The following is a 22,397-nucleotide window of genomic DNA, read 5'->3' on the forward strand; positions in this document are numbered from 1 at the left end:
CGCGCCACCTCCCAGCGCTCAGGAGGCGGCGCCGCGTGCAGCGCTCAGGGGGTGGCGCTGGCGTTGGCCGCGATCTCCGGAAGGTCGGCGGGGCCGGGGTCGGCGGCGGGGAGCGGGCTGGGGTTGTTCGCGGCGGCACGAACGGCGGCGGCGACCGCCGGGGCGACCCGAGCGTCGAAGACGCTCGGCACGATCACCGTCGGGTTGATCTTCTCTTCACCGACCACGTCGGCGATGGCCTGGGCGGCGGCGATCGCCATCTCCTCGGTGAACTCCTCGGCGTGCGCGTCGAGCATGCCGCGGAACACGCCGGGGAAGGCGAGCACGTTGTTGATCTGGTTCGGCTGGTCGGAGCGGCCGGTGGCGACCACCGCGGCGTGCTTGCGTGCCTCCCGGGGGTCGACCTCCGGGTCCGGGTTGGCAAGCGCGAAGACGATCGAGTCCTTGGCCATCTGCGCGACGTCGTCGCCGGTGAGCAGGTTCGGCGCGCTGACCCCGATGAAGACGTCCGCGCCCCGGATCGCGCCGGGCAGGTCGCCTGCGTAGTTCTCCTTGTTGGTGTTGTCCGCCAGCCACTGCCAGGCCGGGTTGAGCCCGGTCAGCCCTCGGTGCAGAGCGCCGTCCCGGTCGTACGCGATGATGTCGCCGACGCCCTGGCGCAGCAGCAGCTTCATGATGGCGGTGCCGGCCGCGCCGGCCCCGGAGACCACGACCCGGACGTCCGCGAGCTGCTTGCCCACGACGCGCAGGGCGTTGGTCAGCGCGGCCAGCACGCAGATTGCGGTGCCGTGCTGGTCGTCGTGGAAGACCGGAATGTCCAGCGCCTCGCGCAGCCGGGCCTCGATCTCGAAGCAGCGCGGCGCGGCGATGTCCTCCAGGTTGATCCCGCCGTACGCGGGCGCGATCGCCTTGACGATGGCCACGATCTCGTCGGTGTCCTGGGTGTCCAGCACCACCGGCCAGGCATCCACCCCGCCGAAGCGCTTGAACAGCGCGGCCTTGCCCTCCATCACCGGCAGCGACGCGGCCGGGCCGAGGTTGCCCAGGCCCAGCACCGCCGAACCGTCACTGACGACCGCGACGGTGTTGCGCTTGATCGTCAGCCGCCGTGCGTCCGCCGGGTTCTCGGCGATCGCCATGCAGACCCGGGCAACCCCAGGGGTGTACGCCCGGGACAGCTCGTCGCGGTTGCGCAGCGCGACCTTCGAGGTGACTTCGATCTTGCCGCCGAGGTGCAGCAGGAACGTCCGGTCGGACACCTTGCGCACGTCCACGCCGTCCAGCGTCCTGAGCGCGTCGACCACCTGGTCGGCGTGTTTGGCGTCGGCGGTGTCGCAGGTGAGGTCGACGATCACGTGGGTCGGGTCCGAGTCCACCACGTCCAGAGCCGTGACGATCGCCCCGGCCTCGCCGACCGAGGTGGTGAGCCGGCCGATCGAGGAGGCGTCCGCGGTCACGGCGATCCGGATGGTGATCGAAAATCCGGCGCTCGGCAGTCGGGTGATGGCCACGGGATCCCTCCGTCACGGCTGTACGGCCGGTCGACCGTCGCCCCGCATTTCTACCGGGTTGGCGGGGCACTCTGGCATTCGCCCCCACTTTTGGCGAGCTTCAGCACGGGCATATAGCAGGTGCATTGGGCGTTGTCTCATGTCAGGATTACGTTCTACTTATCAAATCGGACAGGAGAACCGCTTGCGAGACCAGGAGACCTTCGTCGGCGTCGAGGACGAGTTCGACGACGTCACCACCGGTGAGATGGAGCTGTCGGAGCGGCAGTCCCTCCGACGCGTCCCGGGCCTGTCAACCGAGCTCACCGACGTCACCGAGGTGGAATACCGCCAGCTGCGGCTGGAGCGGGTCGTCCTGGTGGGCGTCTGGACCGAGGGCACGGTGACCGATGCGGAGAATTCCCTGACCGAGCTGGCCGCGCTTGCCGAGACGGCGGGCTCGCAGGTGCTCGAAGGGCTGATCCAGCGCCGCTCGCGGCCCGACCCGGCCACCTACATCGGCCGCGGCAAGGTCGACGATCTCGGTGCCGTGGTGCTCTCCACCGGTGCCGACACTGTCATCTGCGACGGTGAGCTGTCCCCGTCGCAGCTGCGCAACCTGGAGCAGCGCACCAAGGTCAAGGTCGTCGACCGGACGGCGCTGATCCTGGACATCTTTGCCCAGCACGCCAAGAGCAAGGAAGGTAAGGCGCAGGTCGAGCTTGCCCAGCTCGAATACCTGCTGCCCCGGCTGCGCGGTTGGGGTGAGACGTTGTCCCGGCAGACCGGTGGTTCCGGTCGTGGCGGCGGCGCCGGCGGCGGCGTTGGTGTGCGTGGTCCCGGTGAAACCAAGCTGGAGACCGACAGGCGACGCATCCGCCACCGCATCTCCCGGCTGCGCCGCGAGATCAAGAGCATGAAGACGGTACGCGTGACCAAGCGCGCCCGCCGTTCCCGCAACGCCATCCCCGCGGTGGCCATCGCCGGCTACACCAACGCCGGCAAGTCCAGCCTGCTCAACCGCCTCACCGGCGCGGGCGTGCTTGTGGAGAACGCGCTCTTCGCAACGCTGGACCCCACCACCCGCAAGGCCACCGCCTCCGACGGGCGGCTCTACACGCTCTCCGACACGGTCGGCTTCGTACGCCACCTGCCGCACCAGATCGTCGAGGCGTTCCGCTCGACGCTGGAGGAGGTCGCGGAAGCGGATCTGGTGGTGCACGTCGTCGACGGCACCCACCCGGATCCTGAGGAGCAGGTCCGGGCGGTCCACGAGGTGCTCGCCGAGGTGAGCGCGGACAGGCTCCCCGAACTGCTGGTGGTCAACAAGACCGACGCGGCCGACGAGGACACGCTCCTGCGACTCAAGCGGCTCTGGCCGGACGCGATCTTCGTGTCGGCGCACTCCGGGCGGGGCATCGACGGCCTGCGCGAGGCCATCGAGGCGCGGTTGCCGCAGCCTGCTGTGGAGGTCCGGGCGATCCTGCCGTACGACAGAGGTGACCTGGTGTCACGGGTGCACCGCAGCGGTGAGGTGCTCAGCACCTCGCACCTGGCGGAGGGCACCTTCCTGCACGTGCGGGTCAGCGCGGCGCTCGCCGCCGAGCTGGCGCCGTTCGACGTCGAGAGGCAGGGACAGGCAGCAGTCAGCCTGCCCTGACCGATCCCGGCGTCATCCACCGGAAACGCTCGGCATGCGACACTGGCCGAATGCGCCGCGTCGTTTCCTCGGCCACGGTTGCCCTCGGCCTGCTCGGGGCAACCGTGGCGCTTGCCGGAGTGGCCGTTGCTGCTCCCGCTCCCGGGCAGTCCGAGCCGCCCGCCGTCACTCCCGGTAAGAAGCGGTGCACGGTCACCGACGAGCGGCTGCGGGAGTTGTCCGGGCTGGTGGCGACCAAGTCCGGCTACATCGTCATCAACGACAGCACCGAGATCGCGGCGCGTAAGCGGGTCTTCTTCCTCGACAGCAAGTGCAAGATCGCGAAGGAGCCTGTCCAGTATTCGGGCGCTGGCCCCTTCGACACCGAGGATCTGGCGCTCTCCCCGGACGGCAAGACCCTCTGGATCGCGGACACCGGCGACAACATCACCGCGAAGGAACGCCGTAAGCGGGTGGCGCTCTGGTCGATGCCGGTCACCGGCGCCAAGCAGCCGGTGTTGCACAGACTCTCGTACCCGGAGGGCAAGCCGCACGACGCCGAGGCCCTTCTCATCGGCGACGACGGCAAACCGCTGATCATCACCAAGGTGACAAAGGGCAAGGCCGAGATCTACACCCCCGCGGCGGCCCTGAAGACCGGTGACACCGAGCCGGTGCCGATGCGCAAGGCCGGCGAGATCGCACTGCCCGCTACGGAGACAGACAACCCGCTCAACACGTTCGGCCGGGTCGCGATCACCGGCGCGGCCCGCTCCCCGGACGGCACCAAGGTCGTCCTGCGGACGTATGCCGACGCCTTCGAGTACGACGTGTCCGGCGGTGACATCGTCGGCGCTCTCACGACCGGAAAGCCCCGGGTGACTCCGCTTGCCGATCCGTTCGGCGAGGCGATCAGCTATTCCCCGGACGGCAAGAGCTTCCTCACCGTCTCCGACGGAGGTCAGTTCAGCGAGGACGACCCCGTCGACATTCTCGCCTACACCCCGTCCACCTCGACGGCTGCGCCGTTGGCGGCGGCCGGTGCCGCGAAGCCCGCGGCCTCGCAGTCCTGGTTCGACGGGCTGAGCCTCGACGAGATCACCTACCTGGTGGGCGCCGTCGGGCTGGTCGGTCTGCTGCTTGTCGGCGCGGGCATCTTCGGCATCGTGCGGGCCCGCCGCCGGCCGCTGGCCGCCGGGTCCGAAAAATCGGATCCGGACGGTGAACCCCTCGATCCGGTTCCGGGGCGTGGCGACGGCGACGGTCGTCCGGCAGGCGACGAGCGTCGGGGCGGCGTCTACGGCGGCGGCGCACCGGCGGGGGGTGCGGTCTACGGGGCCGGCGCGGCCCGTGGTGGGGCGGTGTCGGCGGCCGGAGCGGTGTACGGCGGTGGGCGTCCCGCGGCGGCCGACAACGGCGGTTACGGTGCTCCACGGCCGAGCGGCGGTGCCGCTGGCGGTGGTGCCGGTGGTGGCGGTGTCTACGGCGGCGGCGGTCGTGCGCCGGGCGCTGGTGGTGGCCGGCCGGCAGGTGGGGGCGATCGTCCTCCGGGTGGCGGCGGTGGTCGGCCCGGCGGTGGTGTCTACGGCGCCGGCGGCGGCCAGCCCGGCGGTGGTCGGGGCGGCAGTCAACCCGGCGGTGGCCGGGGCGCTGGCCAGCCCGGCGGTGCTCGAGGTGGCGGTCAGCCCAGTGGCGGCCGGGGTGGCGGTCAGCCCGGCGGCGGTCGAGGTGGCGGTCAGCCCAGTGGTGGCCGGGGCGGCCAGCCCGGCGGCGGTCGTGCGGAGCCTCCGCGGCGTGGCGGGCAGGAGCAGCCGGACTACAGGGGTCAACGGCCCGCCCGCAGGCGCGACGACGAGGCACCTGTCGACCCGTACGGGCAGCATCCGGGCGGCCGTCGCGGCCCCCACCGAGGCGACCGCTACTGACGGCTCGGAGCCTGCTCGACGTGCGAACGGTCGGAGCGCAACGCGCGAACGGTCGCGTGGGTGAGCGCCGTGGGGCACTCACCCACCGGCCGGTCAGATTCGGCGCAGCACCGCCACGACCCGGCCCATGATGGTGGCGTCGTCGCCGGGGATCGGGTCGAAGGCTGGGTTCTGCGGCATCAGCCAGACATGGCCGTCGCGCCGCCGGTAGGTCTTGACGGTCGCCTCACCGTCGAGCATGGCGGCCACGATCTCGCCGGAGTCGGCGGTCGGCTGCTGCCTGACGACCACCCAGTCGCCATCGCAGATCGCCGCGTCGAGCATCGAGTCGCCCTTGACCTGGAGCATGAAGACCTCGCCCTCACCCACCAACTCGCGGGGGAGCGGGAAGATGTCCTCCACGGCCTGCTCGGCGAGGATCGGCCCACCAGCGGCGATCCGCCCGAGCATCGGCACGTACGCCGGTGTCGGCCGTTGGGCGCGTGACAACTCGTCGTCGATGGCCTCGCTGGGGGCGCGGACGTCCACGGCGCGCGGCCGGTTGGGGTCGCGGCGCAGGAAGCCCTTCTTCTCCAGCTCCTTGAGCTGGTAGGCGACGCTCGACGGCGACACCAGGCCGACCGCCTCGCCGATCTCGCGAACGCTCGGCGGGTAGCCGTGGCGCTCCACCCAGGTGCGGATGAACTCCAGGATGCGACGCTGGCGGGCGGTCAGGTCGACCGTCGCGGGGTCGGGAAAGGCGCTGACTACCGGGGTGACCGGGCGCACGGCGGGCTGACCCGTCCGGCTGCGCGCGGCGCTGCGGCGTCGGGTGGCCGGCGGGCCCGCCTCGGTGATGTGCTGCGGGCTCTTCGGCCGGCTGGCCCGGTCCTCGGTCACGTCCGTCCTCCCTGGTCGGCGCTGGGTGCCTCGTCGGCTCGTGGTGCGTGCGGGGTGCTCAAACAGTGGTGCTCGAACGCTCGTGCTCGAATGTGCCGTGCGCCCGGGTGCTGAAGATCCATCGCGCCCGGCTGTTCCTGACCGTATAGGTGAGATCGGTCATTTTCAAACATCTGTACGACCTCTCACCGGCGTGTCGGGGTGAAAAACCACTCCTGTCGTACGGATGCTCTGATAAATGGTACGTCGGGTAGCACGGATGTTCGAACGGCGACCGTTTTCCGGGCGACTTCAGCCGGGTGGCCGGTAACCGGGTCGGGGTCGCGGCGTTGGGTCTTCCGGCGGGAGCGGTGGGTGCGGATGACCGGATGGTCCGTGACGCGCCGGACACGCCGGTCAACTTGACCCGAGTACGCCAGCGACATACGGTCGACCCCTAGATGTAGTAGTGACACGGGCGTAAGTTGCCCACAGGTTGGGTTCGACTACCGACCGCACTCCCGCAGCGCAGGCCACGGCGGGCGTCAGCTCCAGCTGGCACCGCCGGGTCGAGTCGTGCCCGGTAGTGCCCGGTACGCCGTGGTTGATCATGATTAGGAGGTAGGCGATGCGGTGTCCGTACTGCCGACACGCCGACTCCCGGGTGGTCGACTCGCGGGAGGCCGACGACGGCCAGCTCATCCGGCGGCGGCGGTCCTGCCCTGAGTGCGGCAAGCGGTTCACCACAGTCGAGGAGGCGGTCCTCGCGGTCGTCAAGCGCAGCGGGGTGACCGAGCCGTTCAGCCGGACGAAGATCATTGGCGGGGTGCGCAAGGCGTGCCAGGGCCGGCCGGTCGACGAGGACTCGATCGCGTTGCTGGCCCAGAAGGTCGAGGAGACCGTGCGGGCCAAGGGTGCGGCCGAGATCCCCAGCCACGATGTGGGGTTGGCCATCCTGGGCCCCCTGCGGGACCTGGACGAGGTGGCGTATCTGCGGTTCGCCAGCGTCTACCGGTCCTTCGACTCGCTTGCCGACTTCGAGCAGGAGATCGAGACATTGCGCGCCGCCGCCCGAGCCCGTGCGGGCGCGGCGGAGGCCGGGGCGGCGGGGACCGCCGGCCGTACCAACTGAGGTTTGTGTTCTGACAGGTGGACGCGCGGCGTGGCCGCGTGACGAGGGGGCGGATGAGATGTCGGGGGATGGTGTGACGACAAGCAGGTCACGAAGCAAGGCCGGCGCGAGCGCGGGGCTGAAGATCGAGCGGGTGTGGACGACCGAGGGGGTCCACCCGTACGACGAGGTCGCCTGGGAGCGTCGCGACGTCGTGATGACGAACTGGCGGGACGGCTCGATCAACTTCGAGCAGCGCGGCGTGGAGTTCCCGGAGTCGTGGAGCGTCAACGCGGCGAACATCGTGACCACGAAGTACTTCCGGGGCGCGGTGGGGACCCCGGAGCGCGAGTGGTCGCTCAAGCAGCTGATCGACCGGGTGGTCACGACCTACCGCACGGCCGGTGAGGAGTACGGCTACTTCGCCAGCCCGGCCGACGCCGAGGTGTTCGCCCACGAGCTGACCTGGATGCTGCTGAACCAGGTGTTCAGCTTCAACTCGCCGGTCTGGTTCAACGTCGGTACGCCGTCGCCGCAGCAGGTCAGCGCGTGCTTCATCCTCGCCGTGGACGACTCGATGGATTCCATCCTCGACTGGTACAAGGAAGAGGGGTTGATCTTCAAGGGTGGCTCCGGCTCCGGCGTCAACCTGTCGCGGATCCGCTCGTCCCGTGAGCTGCTCTCCTCCGGTGGCACCGCCTCCGGTCCGGTCAGCTTCATGCGTGGCGCGGACGCGTCCGCAGGCACCATCAAGTCCGGTGGCGCGACCCGCCGGGCGGCCAAGATGGTCATCCTCGACGTGGACCACCCGGACATCGAGGAGTTCGTGATCACGAAGGCGCGCGAGGAGGACAAGATCCGCGCGCTGCGGGACGCCGGCTTCGACATGGACCTCGGCGGCTCCGACATCGTGAGCGTGCAGTACCAGAACGCCAACAACTCGGTGCGGGTCTCCGACGAGTTCATGACGGCGGTGCAGAACGGCGGCGGCTTCGACCTGCGCGGCCGGCTGGACGGCTCGGTGATCGACACCATCGACGCCAAGAAGCTGTTCCGCACCATCTCCCAGGCCGCGTGGGAGTGCGCCGACCCGGGCCTGCAGTACGACGACACGATCAACGACTGGCACACCTGCCCGGAGACCGGCCGGATCACAGCGTCGAACCCGTGCTCGGAGTACCTGCACCTGGACAACTCCTCGTGCAACCTGGCCTCGCTCAACCTGATGAAGTTCCTCCGCGCCGACGGTGGCTTCGACGTGGAGAAGTTCGTCAAGTCCGTCGAGTTCGTCATCACCGCGATGGACATCTCGATCTGCTTCGCCGACTTCCCGACCGAGAAGATCGGTGAGACGTCCCGCGCCTACCGGCAGCTGGGCATCGGCTACGCCAACCTGGGTGCCCTGCTGATGGCCTCCGGTCTGCCGTACGACTCGGAGCAGGGCCGCTCGGTCGCCGCGTCGATCACGTCGCTGATGACGGGCACCGCCTACCGCCGCTCGGCCGAGCTGGCCGGCGTCGTCGGCCCGTACGACGGCTACGCCCGCAACGCGGAGCCGCACAAGCGGGTCATGCGAAAGCACGCCGCCGCGAACGACGAGATCAAGCCGACCAGCCCGGTGGCCACCGCGATCGTCCGCGAGGCGACCAAGCAGTGGACCCAGGGCAACAAGATCGGTGACCGCAACGGCTGGCGTAACTCGCAGGCCAGCGTCCTCGCGCCGACCGGCACCATCGGCTTCATGATGGACTGCGACACGACCGGTGTGGAGCCGGACCTGGCGCTCGTCAAGTTCAAGAAGCTCGTCGGCGGCGGCTCGATGCAGATCGTCAACCAGACGGTACCGCGCGCGCTGCGCAGCCTCGGCTACCCCGAGGAGCAGGTCGAGGCGATCGTCGAGCACATCGCCGACAACGGGCACGTGGTGGACGCCCCCGGCCTCAAGCCGGAGCACTACGCGGTGTTCGACTGCGCGATGGGGGAGCGGTCCATCGCCCCGATGGGCCACGTGCGGATGATGGCGGCGATCCAGCCGTTCGTCTCCGGCGCCATCTCCAAGACGGTCAACATGCCGGAGGCGGCCACCGTCGAGGACGTCGAGAAGATCTACTTCGAGGGCTGGAAGCTCGGCCTCAAGGCGCTGGCGATCTACCGGGACAACTGCAAGGTCGGCCAGCCGCTGTCGGTGGCGAAGAACAACAAGGCCACCGAGCCGGCCGCCGTCGAGGCCGCCCCGGCAGCGGTGGAGAAGGTCGTCGAGTACCGCCCGGTGCGCAAGCGCCTGCCGAAGAAGCGCCCCTCCGAGACGGTCAGCTTCTCCGTCGGTGGCGCCGAGGGCTACCTCACCGCGTCGTCCTACCCGGACGACGGCCTCGGCGAGGTCTTCCTCAAGATGTCCAAGCAGGGCTCGACCCTGGCCGGCGTGATGGACGCGTTCTCGGTGGCCATCAGCATCGGCCTGCAGTACGGCGTGCCGCTGGAGACGTTCGTCAGCAAGTTCACGAACATGCGCTTCGAGCCGGCCGGCATGACCGACGACCCGGACGTGCGCATGGCGGCGTCGGTGATGGACTACATCTTCCGTCGCCTCGCGCTGGACTTCCTGCCGTACGAGCGCCGCGCCGAGCTGGGCATCTTCACCGCCAGCGAGCGGGCCGCCCAGCTGCGGGCCGAAGCCGACGCGGAAGCCGCCGGCGTCACCGGAGCGGAACTCACCGCGATGGCGTCGTCCGCGCCGGTCGAGGCTCCGGCCAAGCCGGAGGCCGTCGCCCAGCCGGCCCAGGAGATGGCCGACGTGGCCGCCGCCAAGCCGGCTCCGAGCGTGGGTTCCAGCACCGAACTGCTGGAGGCCGTCATCGGCAAGGCCGCCGACGCACCGCTGTGCTTCACCTGCGGTACGAAGATGCGCCCCGCCGGTAGCTGCTACGTCTGCGAGGGCTGCGGCTCCACCAGCGGCTGCAGCTGACGTACGCGATAAGCGCTGCCCCGGCTTCCCTCCTGGGAGGCCGGGGCAGCGCGGTTTCCATGCTCTTCCAGCCCCGGGAGCGTGCAGAGGTTGGCGCCCGGTCAGCGGCTACGAGCGTGCATTCGGGTCGCCCTCAGTCGTGAGGGCTGAGGAAGTCGGTGATGAGGGTAGCGAGCTCCTGTGGGCGTTCGGCGACCATCGCGTGGCTGGCGCCAGCGAGATGCCACACCCGCAGAGACGGGTTGTCCACAGCAGATAGCCGTTCGGCGGTGACCTTGCGATACGCCTCGTACAGGCTGTGGAACTGCTGTTGTTCGGGCAGGTCCTCGGTGGCGAGGACGAGCAACAGCGGGCAGCGGGCGTCGCGGTAGGCGGGCATCAGGTCGAGGGAGTCCATGGCGTCCCGGAGCTGCCGGGTGAGGTCCGGGGCGGGCCGCAGCCGGCTGCGGCCGTCGTCGCCGGGCACGAGGTTGCGTTCGAAGGCCGCCACCCAATCGTCGGGTGCGGCGCCGTAGCGCTGGGCCATGGCCCGTTGCCCCGCAAGCATGGCGGCCACCTGTTCGGCGGTGAGCGGTTCGGCCAGCATCGCGGCCATCCCGTCGAAGACGGCCCGCAGCTTGGCCAGTTCGGTCTCGGCCTGCTCCGGATCCAGCCCGGCGACCTGGTCCGGACGGTTCAGCGGCGGATTGCCGTCGAAGCTGACAGCGCCGGGGCACTCCGGGTGACGTTGCGCCCAGAGAGTGGCGAGCATGCCGCCGAGGGAGACGCCGACCACCGCTGGGGAGCTGAGGCCGAGGTGGTCGGTGACGGAGGCCAGGTCGGCCAGTACGTCGTCCCAGCGCCAGGGGCCGTCTCCGGACCGGCCGTGACCACGAAGATCGACGGTGACCACCCGGTGGGTCGGGCGCAGGTGCTCGGCGAGTGTGGTCATCTGGGCGAGGTTGCCGCCGGCGCCGTGGAGGAGCAGCAGCGGTTGTCCGGGTCCGCCGAAGTCGCGGATCGCGATCGGCACGGTCCGGGAGTGGATGATGCTCTCAGGCACGTCGGGTTCCTTCCTTGAGTAGCCGGTCGCGTACGGAGGCGGAGCGCACGCCGCCTTCGGGGTGGCGGGCGAGCTTGCCGCGGGAGACCAGGTCGTGGACGCCCTGGCGGGTGATGCCGAGCATGGCGCCGGCCACCGCATACGACACGGATTCGGCGGTCGGGTGGCCGACCCGTCGCGCGACGGCCTGGCCGAGAGGGCTGCGCCACCAGTCGATGGGTGGGTCGAACGGTCTGTCCGCCGGGTAGAGGGTGGAAATCGCGCGCATGACCACACCGGCGGCTGCCCGGTCGTCGCCGCTGACGATCGTGATGGCCCAGGAGCGGGCCCGCTTCCGGATGACGGCCCGCAGCCGTTCGATGGCGTCGTGGCCATCGACCAGGATTTCGAGGGGGTCGAGCAGACGGATGTCGATCAACCGGATGAGATGCTCGGTCAGTTCCTCGTGGGTTGGCGCCATGCCGCCTCCTCCGCTACTTGACACCCATCGTCAAGCACTTGACGTCGAGTGTCAAGCGCGATGGCGTGAGCGCGGCGGGCGGTACGGTCGACCGGTGCCCGGCAACAACGGCGTGCGTCGACGGGCTCTGCGCCGGTTGTCGTTGGTGGTGGGCGCGGCTGTCCCCGTACCCTGTTATCAGGCGGAATGGGCGGCTCGCTGGCACGCCCGGGTCGTCGCCCGGCGTTTCTCGGACGGCCTGCGGTGACCACGCACGGCCCGGTGCTTCCGATGTGGGTGTGCGGTGGCTGCTCCGCGCCTTGGCCGTGCCGGGCCCGGCGCACCGAGTTGCGTGCCGAGTTCGAGATCTCCCAGCGGAGGAAGCCGCGCGAACAGCCCCGCAGGTAGCTGCTACGTCTGCGAGGGCTGCGGCTCCACCAGCGGCTGCACCTGACGTACGCCTCAGCGCTGCCCCGGCCTCCTGTGAGGTCGGGGCAGCGCTCTTTGCGGCTCGCGGGATGTCCGCAACGGCGCACGGTGTCAGCCGAACTTCAGGTCGAGGCCGTAGGCAAGGCGGTTGGCTGCCGGCCCAGGGGAGGTGCGAGGCTCGCTGCGTGACTTCTCTCCTTGCGCGTCGAGTCTACGAAACGTGCCACCTCACCGGGTCGTTCCGCCTGCGCTCCGGTCAGACCAGCGACGAGTACTTCGACAAGTATCTGTTCGAAGCGCAGCCGGGCCTGCTGCGCGAGGTGGCCGAGGCGATGGTCGCCCTGCTGCCCGAGTGCGACCTGCTTGCGGGAATGGAGATGGGCGGCATACCTGTCGCCACCGTGATGTCGCAGCTGACCGGCCTGCCGACAGTCTTCGTCCGTAAGCAGGCCAAGGAGTACGGCACCGGCAAGGCAGCCGAGGGCGGCCCTGTGGACGGTCGGCGTGTTGTGGTGATCGAGGACGTGGTGACCACCGGCGGTGCGCTGCTGGCGTCGTGCCGTCAACTCCGGGCCAGCGGCGCCATGGTCGACACGGTGGTCTGCGCCATCGACCGCGAGCAAGGTGGACGGGAGAATCTGGCGGCCGAAAACCTTAGCTTGCACGCCGCCCTCACACGTCGCGACCTGGCATCCTCCCTGCTGGCATGACGGCCGCGCGGTCGGAGCGGAATCTTGGTTGAGCGCTCGGGTCCCCATCGGTGACGATCAGATGATGTCCGTTCCAGCCCGCCAGATCCGCGCCCACTACTCGGCCGACACCATCACCGTGTACCAGGCGTATCCCCCACAGATAGCGCTGCCGGCGGTGGCGGCCGGCCGTTTCGTGGCTCCCTTCAAGCGGGACCGGATGACGTGGATCAAGCCGTCGTTTCTGTGGATGATGTACCGCTGCGGCTGGGCCACCAAGCCAGGGCAAGAACGCGTGCTGTCCATCGACATCACGCGGGAGGGATTCGAGTGGGCCCTGGCGCGAGCCAGCCTGAGTCACTACGACAAGGACCTGCACGGCGACAGGGCGACCTGGTCGCGGCAACTGAAGACCAGCCCCGTACGAGTGCAGTGGGATCCGGAACGGTCACTGCAACTGACGGCGTTGCCGTACCGGTCATTGCAGGTTGGACTGTCCCGCGAGGCCGTCGACCGGTACGTCGACGACTGGGTTGTAGCCATCACCGACATCACCCCCAGGGTGCACCAGATCCGGAACCTCCTGCGCGGCGGCGACGAACAGGCGGCGACAGCTCAACTGCCTGTCGAGCAGGTCTACCCGCTGCCGGATCAGATCGCCGCCGGTCTCGACGCCGCCCTGACACCACGAAAAGTGCCCGAGCAACACGCACAGTGATGGCCGCTCGGCGCAGCGACGCGTCCCGGTCGCGGCTCTACGCTCCGGGCGGATGATGTCGGAACCGTCCGCTTGCGAGTTGCCCGCCGAGGTTCAGGCCGGCGAGTGGACGGTGAGATGGGTGGACAGGGCGTCGAGGAAGTCAGGAGCGTCGAACATCGCGCCGGCGGAGGCGACGCCTGTGGTCCGGGTGCGACCGGTGAGAATGCGGTCGATCGCCTCCACAGCAAGTGGTGCACTGACCGCGTAGATGTCCTGACCGGTGACGCTCAGGCGGCGTTGCGTGCCGCCGGAGCGGACGAGGACGTCGACGATGAAGGTCTGTGCGGAGCGCCCGCGGTCGTCGACCGCGCGTGGGGCCGTGGGATCTCCAGACAGCAGGTCTGAGGCTGCTTCGGTGGTCATGTAGGTGCGCACCTGCGGGATGGCCAGATGGCTGGGGATGGTGACGACGTCGGCCATTGTGAACTCGCTGATGACGCTTCGGGGGCCGAGCGGCGCCGGGAAGGGCCAGTCCACTGTCGACGGCGTGTCGTCGTGGTACTGCAGCTGTGCGTTGGCGTAGCGGACACGACGGCCGCCGCGTCGCTGCGACGAGACCGCGCCGGCGGCCAGCGTGCCGCCGGTGGGGTGCCAGCTGCTCAGACCATAGGCGATGTGTGCTTCGTCCGCCGACGTCCAGTCGCCCATCGCGGTGGTGACCAGCAGGTCGCCGAGGCCGCCGAAGAAGGCCATCGCCGGCAGCACCGCGATGCGGGCGGCGTGGGCGCGCTGCGCGAAGTCCGTGAACGTGTCGACGTTCGCTTCGATCTCGGCTGCCACGTCGACGTAGGGGATGCCGGCGCGCAGTGCCGCCTCGATGACGGGGCCCGCAGTGGTGGCGAACGGCCCGGCTGTGTTGATCACCGCGTCCGCGCCGTCGAGCGCTCGATCGAGCAGGGTCGGGCTGTCGACCGTCGCGTACCGCTGTGGTGAGCCCGGGAAGGCTTGCGCCAGGGCCTGCAGTTTGTCGTGGTTCCGGCCGAGCAGTAGCGGGGTGTAGCCGCGTTCGCGCAGCTCGGCGGCTACGAAACGGCCAGTGTGTCCGTACGCGCCGTAGACCGCGATGTTTCGACCCGTTGCCATGGCGTGCCCCTGCCTGTGTGAAGTCGTCTGCTGCTGAAGATCGTTCCTTGGCTGATTGAAGCCGGCCAGTGTCTGGAACGACATGACCCGTACAATTTCGGACGTGACTCTCTCCCCGCGTTCCGTCGCGGTTGCCGCCACCGAGGGGATGCTGCATTTCGAGCTGGCGCTGGCCTACGAGGTCTTCGGCACTCGGCCGGACGCAGTGCCCGGCCCCTGGTACGACCTCCGGGTATGCGGCACACGCAGCGTTCGGCTCGGCCGGTTCCTGCTGGAGCCGGACTGCGGGCTGGACCGCCTGGCAGACGCCGGCACCGTGATCGTCCCGGGCCTGGTGGACATCGACCAGGACCCGCCGGCCGAGCTGGTCGAGGCGGTACGTGCGGCCCACAAGGTCGGCGCGCGGGTGGTCTCCCTGTGCACTGGCGTGTTCGTGCTCGCCGCCGCCGGTCTGTTGGATGGGCTGCGCGCGACCACCCACTGGGCGCACACCGACACTCTCGCCGCGCGCTATCCCCAGGTGACGGTCGACCCGGATGTGCTCTACGTCGACAACGGCAGTGTCCTCACCTCGGCAGGCAAGGCCGCGGCGATGGACCTGTGCCTGCATCTGGTCCGACGCGACTACGGCTCAGCGGTCGCCAATATCGCAGCCCGCCGCCTGGTCGTGCCGCCGCATCGAGCAGGCGGCCAGGCCCAGTTCGTCACGACCCCCGTGCCGGCCCAGGACGAGCATGCCCTGGCCGACCTGCTCCCCTGGGTGATGCGGCGACTGGATCAGCCACTCACGGTGGAGGATCTGGCCCGCCAGTCGAACATGAGCTCGCGCCATCTGACCCGGCAGTTCCGGTCGGTCACCGGCACCACCCCGCTGCAGTGGTTGCTGACGCAACGGATCCGCCGAGCACAGGAACTGCTGGAGAGCACAAACGACAGCGTCGACGCCATCGCCTCAGCGGCCGGCATGGGCACCGCGACCACTCTGCGCCGCCACTTTCACCGCACCGTCGGCGTGCCACCGGACACCTACCGCCAGACATTCGGGCGTAGAGGCCGAAGTTTCGACGGCGTGGAACTCACCGGCGGCCACGGCTGATGACCGGCCCGGGCGACCGGCGATAAACAGCACCTATCGCCGGTCGCTCTTGACGCCCCTGAGGTCAGTAGTGCGCAAGGACCTGCGCCACGGGATGACCGAGAACGGCGGACACCTCGGCGAGTTCCTGTGCATCAAGCTCGTATCTGGCGCGCGTCGGGTTCATGGCGCTCACTTCGAAGCGGGCGAAGCCGACTGGCCAGTCATAGTGAAGAGCGTTCAGCGGAACCGTCGCCGCGCAGCAGGGAACCGTCACGTCCAGCTCATCGAAGCTCTCCCCGTTCTCCTCGATCAGGTCGAAGAGCCACTCCAGGTCGATGTCGCCGGCACAGCGCGGACATGTGACACGGTTGGTGTTCTCGCCGGCGTCGATGAGCGTGACGTGTTCGTAGAACTCATATTCGACATGCTCGACGTCATCGCCCGGCCCCGAGAAAAGTCCTGTGACGTAGGCCCTGGCTGCGGCGGCAGCCTCGGGAGTCGGCTGCCAGCGCAGGTCGGTCGGAATCAGGCGGATGTATCCGTCGCTCACGGCGCCCATGATGCCTGATGGTCGGCCTTCGGCGAGGCAGGCTGTGGTTCCGGACAGGTCCGTGCGATGGGCGGGATGTTTGCGCGGTCGGACGGGATGCGAGGCTGAGCTCGTGCTACCCGACTCGTACGCCTGCCATTCCCTGAGCCGGCGCGACGCCCGCCGGTGACGCCCGTATGAGCCTGGTGTCGGCGTTCGCGCCGATCTGGATCCTCACCGCTGTCGGCTACGCGGCCTGCCGTTGGGGCCTGCTGGGCGAGGCGGCGGCGTCGGTGCTCGGCCGGTTCGTGTTCCACCTCGCGATGCCGGCCGCCCTGTTCCTGGCCCTGTCCCGAATGCCGCTTTCCGGGTTCGCCAGCCGATCGCTGCTCGCCTTCGGGCTGAGCACTGCCGCGGTCGTCGGGTTCGGGTGGGTCGTCGCGAGCTGGCTGTTTGGTCGCAGGACCGGCGAACAGCCGATCTGGGGCATGGCCGCCGGGTACGTGAACTCGGCGAACCTCGGCATCCCGATCGCAACGCAGGTTCTCGGCACCGTGTCGTTCCTGGCGGAGGTGGTGCTGCTGCAGGTGCTTGTGGTGACGCCCGTCATCCTGGTCGCACTGGACAGGCACACCGATCCGGCCGGGCGGGTACGGGTCCGCCGTATCGCCTCCTTGCCGGTACGCAACCCGGTGATCCTGGCGTCGCTGCTCGGTGTCGTGTGCTCGGCTGCCGGCCTGCATCTGCCGTCGGCGGCCGCCGCGCCGCTCACCCTGCTGTCGGGCGCTGCGGCTCCGGCCGCCCTTGTCGCGCTCGGCGCGTCGCTGCACCCCACGGCGCCGTCGCGGGCAGAGCCGGCCCGGCCGGCAGAGCTGGCCGTGATCACCGCGCTGAAGCTCGTCGCGCAACCGGTCATCGCGTACGCGGCCGGGCTTGCCTTGCACCTGTCCGGGCCGCAGCTGCTCGCCGTGGTGGTGTGCGCGGGCCTGCCGACAGCGCAGAACACGTTCATCTACAGCCAGGAGTACGGCGTCGGCGAGGCGGTGGCCAGCCGGGCGGTGGTGCTGACCACGACGATGTCGCTGGTCACCCTGGCCGCCGCAGCGGCGTTGCTCGGGTAGTGACCCGCCCGTCAGTCATTGATCAGCTCGGCATCATCCGCTGGCGAGTGCCGAGCGGGTGGCGTGCAACGACGCCAAGAGTTGCAGCCGGTCCGCGTGGGCGCTGCCCGGCTCAGCGGTGAAGACGAGCATGACGGGGCCGGGATTTCCCGGCAGGGGATACGTGTCCCAGTCCAGGACGATGTCGCCTACCTCGGGAACCCGGAAGGTCTTGGTGCCGCTTACCGATTCGCGTACGTCGTGCTGGGCCCACAGCCGCCGGAACTGGGCGCTGCGGATACTCAGCTCGCCGACGATCGCGGTGGCGCGTGGGTGGGTGGGGTCGGTGGCGACGGCGGCCCGCATCATGCCGATGTAGTCCAGAGCCTGCTGCTCCCAGTCCGGACAGCTCCGCTCTCCGGTCAGCGTGTCGTCGAACAGCAACAGGAGCATGTTGAGCCGGTCGGTCGGGTAGGCGTCCGGGTCGCCGAGCAGCGCCTGCGCCATCGGGTTCCAGTCGAGCAGATCGAGATGCCGACCGAGTACGACAGCAGGGGTGTCCAGCACCCGCAGCAGACGCCGTGTGCCCTCCGGCACCCGCTCCGGGTCGCGGTTCACCCGGGTGGGCATCGACCGGCGGGCGGCGTGGGCCAGGGTGAACAGGTGCCGGCGTTCCTTGTCGTCGAGGCCGAGCGCGCCGGCAAGCGCGTCCAGGACGTCGTCGGACGGGCGTACCTCCCGGCCCTGCTCGATCCGCTGGTAGTAGTCGGTGCTCAGCCCGGCCAGCAGGGCCAACTCCTCGCGCCGCAGCCCGGTGACCTTGCGCCGGCCGCCCGGCTCCAGGCCGACCTCGTGTGGACGCAGCCGGCTACGCCGAGCGCGTAGGAAGTCCCCGAGCTCGCGAGCGTACGGATGAAGGCGGGTCATGCCGCAAGTGTGCAGCGGACCGGACCGCCGAAGGTAGGTCCCGCAGACCTAGGCAAACGAGTACGACCGAACCGGCCCGGAACGCTCCTACCGTCGGTGGCCAACGCACCGACACCCCAGGAGCAGCAGATGACCGGATGGACCGCCGACCGCATCCCCGACCAGCGCGGTCGGGTCGCCGTCGTGACCGGCGCGAACTCAGGCCTCGGCCTGGTCACCGCCACCGAACTGGCCAGCCACGGCGCCCACGTCGTGCTCGCCGTTCGCGACACCTCCGCAGGCGAGGAGGCCGCCCGCCGGATCGGCGGCGACGTCGAGGTGCGCGAGCTTGACCTGGCATCCCTCGCCTCCGTGCGGGCCTTCGCGGCGAAGCTGGCCGGCGACCACCCGGCGATCGACCTGCTGGTAAACAACGCCGGGGTGGTCCTGCTCGGCCCGCGCCGCACCTCCGCCGACGGATTCGAGCTGCAGCTCGCCACCAACATGCTTGGCCACTTCGCACTGACCGGCCTGCTGCTCGGCAACCTGGCCGCGGCGCGGGAAGCCCGTGTGGTCAGTCTCAGCTCGATCACCCACAAGAACGCGCACCTGGACTTCGATGACCTGATGTTCGAACGGAACTACCGGGCATCCACCGCCTACGGGCGGTCCAAGCTCGCCAGCACGATCTTCGGCATCGAATTGGACCGCCGCCTGCGCGCCGCCGGATCGCCGATCGTCAGCGCGCTGGCCCACCCCGGTCTCACCCGTACCAACCTGACTCCGCGTGCCTGGGAGCACCGTGGCCGGTTCGGGCGGCTGATCGCGCGGGCCGGGCTGTTGGCAACCCAGCCGGTGGAGCAGGGCGCGCTGCCGCAGTTGCGTGCCGCGACCGAACCCGGTGTGCGGGGTGGCCAGTTCTTCGGCCCAGCCCTGCTCGGGGAGACGCGGGGCAGGGTCACCGAGGCCCGGCTCAGCCGTGAGGCCGCCGATCCGGCTGTCGGCAAGCGGCTGTGGGCGGCGGCCGAGGAACTGACCGGCGTCAGCTACCTCTGACCTACGGCGCTGTCGCCGGCGGTCGACGGCAATCCGCAGCGTCGCGATCAGCCGCCGGGCCTCGGCCCTTCCGGCACGGCCCGACTCGTCGGCGACGTCAGCCGGTTCGCGAACGCGGCGTCCGATCACCGCCAGACGGCTCGGCTTTCGCCGACCAGACTTTGTGTCATGAACATGGCACTTGATGGCAAGGTAGCCCTCGTTACGGGTGGTGGTCGTGGTATCGGCGCTGCAGTCGCTTTGCGCTTGGCCGAGGAGGGCGCCGATGTGGCGCTGACGTTCCAGCAGAACCAGCAACGCGCCAACGATGTGGTGGACAAGATCAAGGCTGGGGGTCGGCGGGCGATCGCCGTGCAGGCCGACAGTGCCGATCCGGCAGCAGTGGTTGCCGCAGTGGACCAGGTTGCCGGTGAGCTGGGTCGGTTGGACATCCTGGTCAACAATGCCGGCGCGTTCCTACTCGGACCGCTGGAGCAACTGAACCTGGAAGAGTTCGATCAGACTGTCGCTGTCAATGTCCGGGCACCGTTCGTGGCGTCGCAGGCCGCAGTGCGCCACATGTCGGCCGGTGGGCGGATCATCAACATCGGAAGCAACGTGGCGGAGCGGGCGGTTTTCCCGGGCTTCTCGTTGTACGCAACGAGTAAGACCGCTCTGATCGGCCTCACCAAGGCGCTCGGACGCGAACTCGGTAGCAGAGCTATCACTGTAAACCTCGTGAATCCAGGGGCCACGGACACCGAACTGAATCCGGCCGACGGCCCTGATGCCGACACGATCAACGGGTTCACCGCCCTCGGCCACTATGCGGTGCCAGCCGACGTGGCCGCAGCGGTGGCGTTCCTCGCCAGCCCCGACGGGCGTTACATCACCGGGGCGACGGTCAACGTCGACGGCGGCTTCACCATCTGATTCATCGGCTCACCGCCGCATCGTCCACCGGCCGGGCTGGCTGACCTGATCACCGACTGGCTTGTCCGGACATATCCGCAGGTCACGGTGGTCCGGTTGGCCGGTCTTCGGCAGGAGGTACGCTCGTTCGCCGCTGGTCCCGAAAGACATGAGAGATGCAGACGTGAACGAGATTGCTGAGCGGGTGGCGGCGGCGCAGTTCGACGCACTCGAAGTCCTCTGCGCGGCGACTCCGAAGGGCTGGTACGCCGAGCGGGCAACAGCGCGTGCCGCCCTCACGTACGCCGACGCCGCGATCGAGGCGCTGGGCCCAGCGGCCTTCGGCGAGGAGTACGCACGAGGTCAGGCCATCGACCCGCGTGCCGCCTTCACCGAAGATCGACGCTGACCCGGGCGCCCTCGAAGCGGTCCGACCGCGAGGCTGCGACGATCACTGCATGACGACCGCCGAGGCGTACGCCAGATTCGCCACCCGGGAGGTACGAGGGGTCTCGCCCGCGTACGAGCGGCTGTCCCTGGCGGTGTCCCGCGACCACGAGGTGCTCGCGCTGCTCGACGGGCTGCCCCCGGCCAAGCGGCAACCGAACCTGCTGTTCGGCGTCGTCCGATGGCTCGGCGGCCCGGTCGAGGACCCGGCGGCGTTCCACGACTACGCGGTGGCGAACTGGCCGGTCATCGAGGCGCAGATGCGCGTCCGGGCCACCCAGACGAACGAGGCCGGTCGGTGCGCTGTGCTACTGCCGGTGCTCGCCGCGCTGCCGCAGCCGCTCGCGCTGCTGGAGGTCGGCGCGTCCGCCGGACTCTGCCTCTATCCCGACCGGTACGCATACCGCTATGGCGAGCAGCGGGTCGGCTCCGGCGAGCCCGTACTGGAGTGCGCGGCCAGCGGGTTGGTGCCGCCGGCACGCGTACCCGATGTGGTGTGGCGGGCTGGCCTGGACCTCAACCCCCTCGACGTGACCGACCCCGACGACGTGTCCTGGTTGGACGCGCTGATCTGGCCGGAGCACGCGCACCGGCGGTCGCGGCTGCAAGCTGCTGCGGCGGTCGCCGCTGCCGATCCGCCGCTGCTGGTCCGTGGCGACCTGGTGGACGATCTGCCGGCGCTTGCCGCGCGGGCGCCTGTCGACGCGACGCTTGTGGTCTTCCACACCTCGGTGCTCTACCAGGTGCCCGTGCCGCGCCGGGAGGCGTTCGTCCGGCTGGTCCGTGACCTGCCCGGTCACTGGGTCGCCAACGAGGCGCCGGAGGTGCTGCCGTACGACGGGCTGCCGACACCGTCGGGGGAGGGGCTGCACAACGTCCTCGCCCTGGATGGAACGCCGCTGGCCTGGACGCGGGGCCACGGTCAGGCGATGACGTGGTTCGGCTGACGCCGCACACAGACCGGTCTGGGCGTGCCGCCACCAGCACCGCGCTCCTCGTCGCTGCCTAGACTGCTGCGGTGAGCGGAGAGCGACGACCCCTGGCCGACCGGCCGCTCACCGAACCGCACCCGTCGCGGCTGCCGCTCGGGCATCCCGACCGGGAGCAGATCCTCGCCGCGCACGCCGCCGCGCTGGCCAGCGGTGAGGCCGGCTACCTCGACCCGGCGAGCGGGCTGTTCGTGCTCAGCGCCGAATTCCTGGCCCGGCGCGGCACCTGCTGTGGACGCGGCTGCCGACACTGCCCGTACGTGGACGATCCACACTGCGGATAACGGCGAAACGAGGACTTCCGCCGAACCCGGACACCCCGTACGGTGTCCGACGGACACCCGGCGGGCGCCTACCGCCGTCGGTCGGCGAGAGGGTGGAGCGTGCGCGGGCGGATCATGGTCGCCGGGCTGGCCGGACTGCTGGTGAGTGGCTGTGCCGCCGACGCCGAGCCGGTGGCGGTCCCGCCGCCGGTGCCGATCGCTGTGGACGTGGCGGCGGCGTCCTCGGGCGGAGCCTGCCGGTTGCTGGACTTCGCGCTCATCGAGCAACTGGTGAAGGTGCGCTTCGACGTGGCGGCGGCCAGCGAACGAGGTGACACGCACACCTGCGTGGTGCGGGCCGGGGACGCGCCGCTGCCGGAGTTGATGCTGAGCGTGTCCGAGACGTCGGTCGACAAGACCACGTTCGGCGCGGACGTGGTGCCCACCAAGACCACGAAGGTCACCGGGCTGGGTCAGCAGGCGTACCGGCGTACCGTCGCCGCCGCGAGCGGCCACGGCCCGGCAGTCGAGGTCGGCTGGCTGGCCACCGACGGCCGGTTGGCGACTCTGACCTGGACCAGCGCCCGCGGCACCGAGCGCGCGGCGGCCGAGAAGGTCGCCGGGGAGCTGATCGCGCTGGCCAAGAAGGTGGACACCCGGGCCCTGTGACGCCCAGGCCGGACGGGCAGCGAGCAGCGGCAGGTCAGC

General features: G+C 69.9%; 21 protein-coding genes. 14 read left to right on the top strand and 7 right to left on the bottom strand.

The annotated features are described in order from the left end of the window. Nucleotides 1-44: 44 nt before the first annotated feature. Nucleotides 45-1,511 (bottom strand): NAD-dependent malic enzyme, encoded by a 1,467-nt coding sequence (locus ACPXB1_RS19685; RefSeq protein ID WP_053657512.1) that lies wholly within the window; start codon nt 1,509-1,511, stop codon nt 45-47. 184 nt (nt 1,512-1,695) lie between these two features. On the opposite strand from ACPXB1_RS19685, the gene hflX reads away from it, so the two are divergent. Further along, entirely contained in the window at nt 1,696-3,150 is a 1,455-nt protein-coding gene (hflX, locus tag ACPXB1_RS19690) for a GTPase HflX (protein ID WP_425735617.1), read from the top strand. A 50-nt stretch (nt 3,151-3,200) separates the two neighbouring features. Then, entirely contained in the window at nt 3,201-5,054 is a 1,854-nt protein-coding gene (locus ACPXB1_RS19695) for a hypothetical protein (RefSeq protein ID WP_355598559.1), read from the top strand. A gap of 93 nt (nt 5,055-5,147) precedes the next feature. Here the strand turns inward: ACPXB1_RS19695 and lexA are convergent, their stop codons facing one another. Continuing rightward, nucleotides 5,148-5,933 (bottom strand): transcriptional repressor LexA, encoded by a 786-nt coding sequence (gene lexA / locus ACPXB1_RS19700; RefSeq protein WP_425735618.1) that lies wholly within the window; start codon nt 5,931-5,933, stop codon nt 5,148-5,150. Nucleotides 5,934-6,540: 607 nt separating this feature from the next. Here lexA and nrdR point away from each other — a divergent pair. Together nrdR and ACPXB1_RS19710 are read left to right on the top strand one after the other, a co-directional pair. Next, the gene (gene nrdR, locus ACPXB1_RS19705; protein ID WP_053657503.1) at nt 6,541-7,044 is read left to right on the top strand and encodes a transcriptional regulator NrdR; all 504 of its coding nucleotides are present in this window, start codon (nt 6,541-6,543) and stop codon (nt 7,042-7,044) included. 58 nt (nt 7,045-7,102) lie between these two features. Beyond that, nucleotides 7,103-9,988, top strand: a complete 2,886-nt coding sequence (locus ACPXB1_RS19710) for a vitamin B12-dependent ribonucleotide reductase (protein ID WP_425735619.1) — start codon at nt 7,103-7,105, stop codon at nt 9,986-9,988. 133 nt (nt 9,989-10,121) lie between these two features. On the opposite strand, the gene ACPXB1_RS19715 is transcribed toward ACPXB1_RS19710, so the two are convergent. Together ACPXB1_RS19715 and ACPXB1_RS19720 are read right to left on the bottom strand one after the other, a co-directional pair. Further along, nucleotides 10,122-11,030 carry an alpha/beta fold hydrolase gene (locus ACPXB1_RS19715; protein ID WP_425735620.1) on the bottom strand — a complete coding sequence of 303 codons (909 nt, stop codon included), beginning with the start codon at nt 11,028-11,030 and terminating at the stop codon, nt 10,122-10,124. Then, nucleotides 11,023-11,490, bottom strand: coding sequence for a hypothetical protein (locus ACPXB1_RS19720; RefSeq protein WP_425735621.1), 468 nt, complete (start codon nt 11,488-11,490; stop codon nt 11,023-11,025). Before ACPXB1_RS19720 ends, ACPXB1_RS19715 begins: the two co-directional genes overlap by 8 nt. A gap of 593 nt (nt 11,491-12,083) precedes the next feature. Between ACPXB1_RS19720 and pyrE the strand changes: the two genes are divergently transcribed. After that, nucleotides 12,084-12,608, top strand: a complete 525-nt coding sequence (gene pyrE, locus ACPXB1_RS19725; protein ID WP_425735622.1) for an orotate phosphoribosyltransferase — start codon at nt 12,084-12,086, stop codon at nt 12,606-12,608. A 64-nt stretch (nt 12,609-12,672) separates the two neighbouring features. After that, on the top strand, nt 12,673-13,305 hold the full coding sequence (locus ACPXB1_RS19730) for a DUF4291 domain-containing protein (RefSeq protein WP_425735623.1): 633 nt from the start codon (nt 12,673-12,675) through the stop codon (nt 13,303-13,305). Nucleotides 13,306-13,398: 93 nt separating this feature from the next. Here the strand turns inward: ACPXB1_RS19730 and ACPXB1_RS19735 are convergent, their stop codons facing one another. Next, on the bottom strand, nt 13,399-14,430 hold the full coding sequence (locus tag ACPXB1_RS19735; protein ID WP_355598296.1) for a saccharopine dehydrogenase family protein: 1,032 nt from the start codon (nt 14,428-14,430) through the stop codon (nt 13,399-13,401). A gap of 148 nt (nt 14,431-14,578) precedes the next feature. Between ACPXB1_RS19735 and ACPXB1_RS19740 the strand changes: the two genes are divergently transcribed. After that, nucleotides 14,579-15,526 carry a helix-turn-helix domain-containing protein gene (locus ACPXB1_RS19740; protein ID WP_355628477.1) on the top strand — a complete coding sequence of 316 codons (948 nt, stop codon included), beginning with the start codon at nt 14,579-14,581 and terminating at the stop codon, nt 15,524-15,526. A gap of 64 nt (nt 15,527-15,590) precedes the next feature. On the opposite strand, the gene ACPXB1_RS19745 is transcribed toward ACPXB1_RS19740, so the two are convergent. Next, nucleotides 15,591-16,058, bottom strand: coding sequence for a hypothetical protein (locus ACPXB1_RS19745; protein WP_355598298.1), 468 nt, complete (start codon nt 16,056-16,058; stop codon nt 15,591-15,593). A gap of 176 nt (nt 16,059-16,234) precedes the next feature. Between ACPXB1_RS19745 and ACPXB1_RS19750 the strand changes: the two genes are divergently transcribed. Further along, a complete protein-coding gene (locus ACPXB1_RS19750; protein WP_425735624.1) occupies nt 16,235-17,158 on the top strand; it encodes an AEC family transporter in 924 nt (307 codons plus the stop codon). 33 nt (nt 17,159-17,191) lie between these two features. On the opposite strand, the gene ACPXB1_RS19755 is transcribed toward ACPXB1_RS19750, so the two are convergent. Continuing rightward, a complete protein-coding gene (locus tag ACPXB1_RS19755; RefSeq protein ID WP_425735625.1) occupies nt 17,192-18,064 on the bottom strand; it encodes a helix-turn-helix transcriptional regulator in 873 nt (290 codons plus the stop codon). Between the two features lie 129 nt (nt 18,065-18,193). Here ACPXB1_RS19755 and ACPXB1_RS19760 point away from each other — a divergent pair, with 129 nt between their 5' ends. The 6 genes from ACPXB1_RS19760 to ACPXB1_RS19785 all read left to right on the top strand — a co-directional run bounded on the left by ACPXB1_RS19760 (nt 18,194) and on the right by ACPXB1_RS19785 (nt 22,358). Further along, nucleotides 18,194-19,099, top strand: coding sequence for an oxidoreductase (locus ACPXB1_RS19760; protein ID WP_425735626.1), 906 nt, complete (start codon nt 18,194-18,196; stop codon nt 19,097-19,099). A 168-nt stretch (nt 19,100-19,267) separates the two neighbouring features. Next, complete coding sequence (locus tag ACPXB1_RS19765) at nt 19,268-20,011, top strand: SDR family NAD(P)-dependent oxidoreductase (RefSeq protein WP_355598306.1); 744 nt, start codon at nt 19,268-19,270, stop codon at nt 20,009-20,011. Between the two features lie 163 nt (nt 20,012-20,174). Further along, nucleotides 20,175-20,399, top strand: a complete 225-nt coding sequence (locus tag ACPXB1_RS19770; protein ID WP_355628459.1) for a hypothetical protein — start codon at nt 20,175-20,177, stop codon at nt 20,397-20,399. Nucleotides 20,400-20,448: 49 nt separating this feature from the next. Next, on the top strand, nt 20,449-21,384 hold the full coding sequence (locus ACPXB1_RS19775) for a DUF2332 domain-containing protein (protein ID WP_355598310.1): 936 nt from the start codon (nt 20,449-20,451) through the stop codon (nt 21,382-21,384). A 71-nt stretch (nt 21,385-21,455) separates the two neighbouring features. Beyond that, entirely contained in the window at nt 21,456-21,710 is a 255-nt protein-coding gene (locus tag ACPXB1_RS19780; protein WP_355598312.1) for a DUF5522 domain-containing protein, read from the top strand. Between the two features lie 99 nt (nt 21,711-21,809). Next, nucleotides 21,810-22,358 (top strand): hypothetical protein, encoded by a 549-nt coding sequence (locus ACPXB1_RS19785; RefSeq protein ID WP_355598314.1) that lies wholly within the window; start codon nt 21,810-21,812, stop codon nt 22,356-22,358. Nucleotides 22,359-22,397: the final 39 nt, after the last annotated feature.

Origin of the sequence: Micromonospora sp. DT68, assembly GCF_049847245.1 — a bacterium.
In the GTDB taxonomy this organism is placed as follows: domain Bacteria; phylum Actinomycetota; class Actinomycetes; order Mycobacteriales; family Micromonosporaceae; genus Micromonospora; species Micromonospora profundi.

What these genes read in the sequence shown, in the direction of transcription:
- nrdR (WP_053657503.1), top strand. Translation starts at nt 6,541, where the DNA reads ATGCGGTGTCCGTACTGCCGACACGCCGACTCCCGGGTGGTCGACTCG.
- ACPXB1_RS19755 (WP_425735625.1), bottom strand. Translation starts at nt 18,064, where the DNA reads ATGACCCGCCTTCATCCGTACGCTCGCGAGCTCGGGGACTTCCTACGC.
- ACPXB1_RS19740 (WP_355628477.1), top strand. Translation starts at nt 14,579, where the DNA reads ATGCTGCATTTCGAGCTGGCGCTGGCCTACGAGGTCTTCGGCACTCGG.
- ACPXB1_RS19730 (WP_425735623.1), top strand. Translation starts at nt 12,673, where the DNA reads ATGTCCGTTCCAGCCCGCCAGATCCGCGCCCACTACTCGGCCGACACC.
- ACPXB1_RS19735 (WP_355598296.1), bottom strand. Translation starts at nt 14,430, where the DNA reads ATGGCAACGGGTCGAAACATCGCGGTCTACGGCGCGTACGGACACACT.
- ACPXB1_RS19765 (WP_355598306.1), top strand. Translation starts at nt 19,268, where the DNA reads ATGAACATGGCACTTGATGGCAAGGTAGCCCTCGTTACGGGTGGTGGT.
- ACPXB1_RS19720 (WP_425735621.1), bottom strand. Translation starts at nt 11,490, where the DNA reads ATGGCGCCAACCCACGAGGAACTGACCGAGCATCTCATCCGGTTGATC.
- ACPXB1_RS19750 (WP_425735624.1), top strand. Translation starts at nt 16,235, where the DNA reads ATGAGCCTGGTGTCGGCGTTCGCGCCGATCTGGATCCTCACCGCTGTC.
- ACPXB1_RS19695 (WP_355598559.1), top strand. Translation starts at nt 3,201, where the DNA reads ATGCGCCGCGTCGTTTCCTCGGCCACGGTTGCCCTCGGCCTGCTCGGG.
- ACPXB1_RS19710 (WP_425735619.1), top strand. Translation starts at nt 7,103, where the DNA reads ATGTCGGGGGATGGTGTGACGACAAGCAGGTCACGAAGCAAGGCCGGC.
- ACPXB1_RS19775 (WP_355598310.1), top strand. Translation starts at nt 20,449, where the DNA reads ATGACGACCGCCGAGGCGTACGCCAGATTCGCCACCCGGGAGGTACGA.
- ACPXB1_RS19760 (WP_425735626.1), top strand. Translation starts at nt 18,194, where the DNA reads ATGACCGGATGGACCGCCGACCGCATCCCCGACCAGCGCGGTCGGGTC.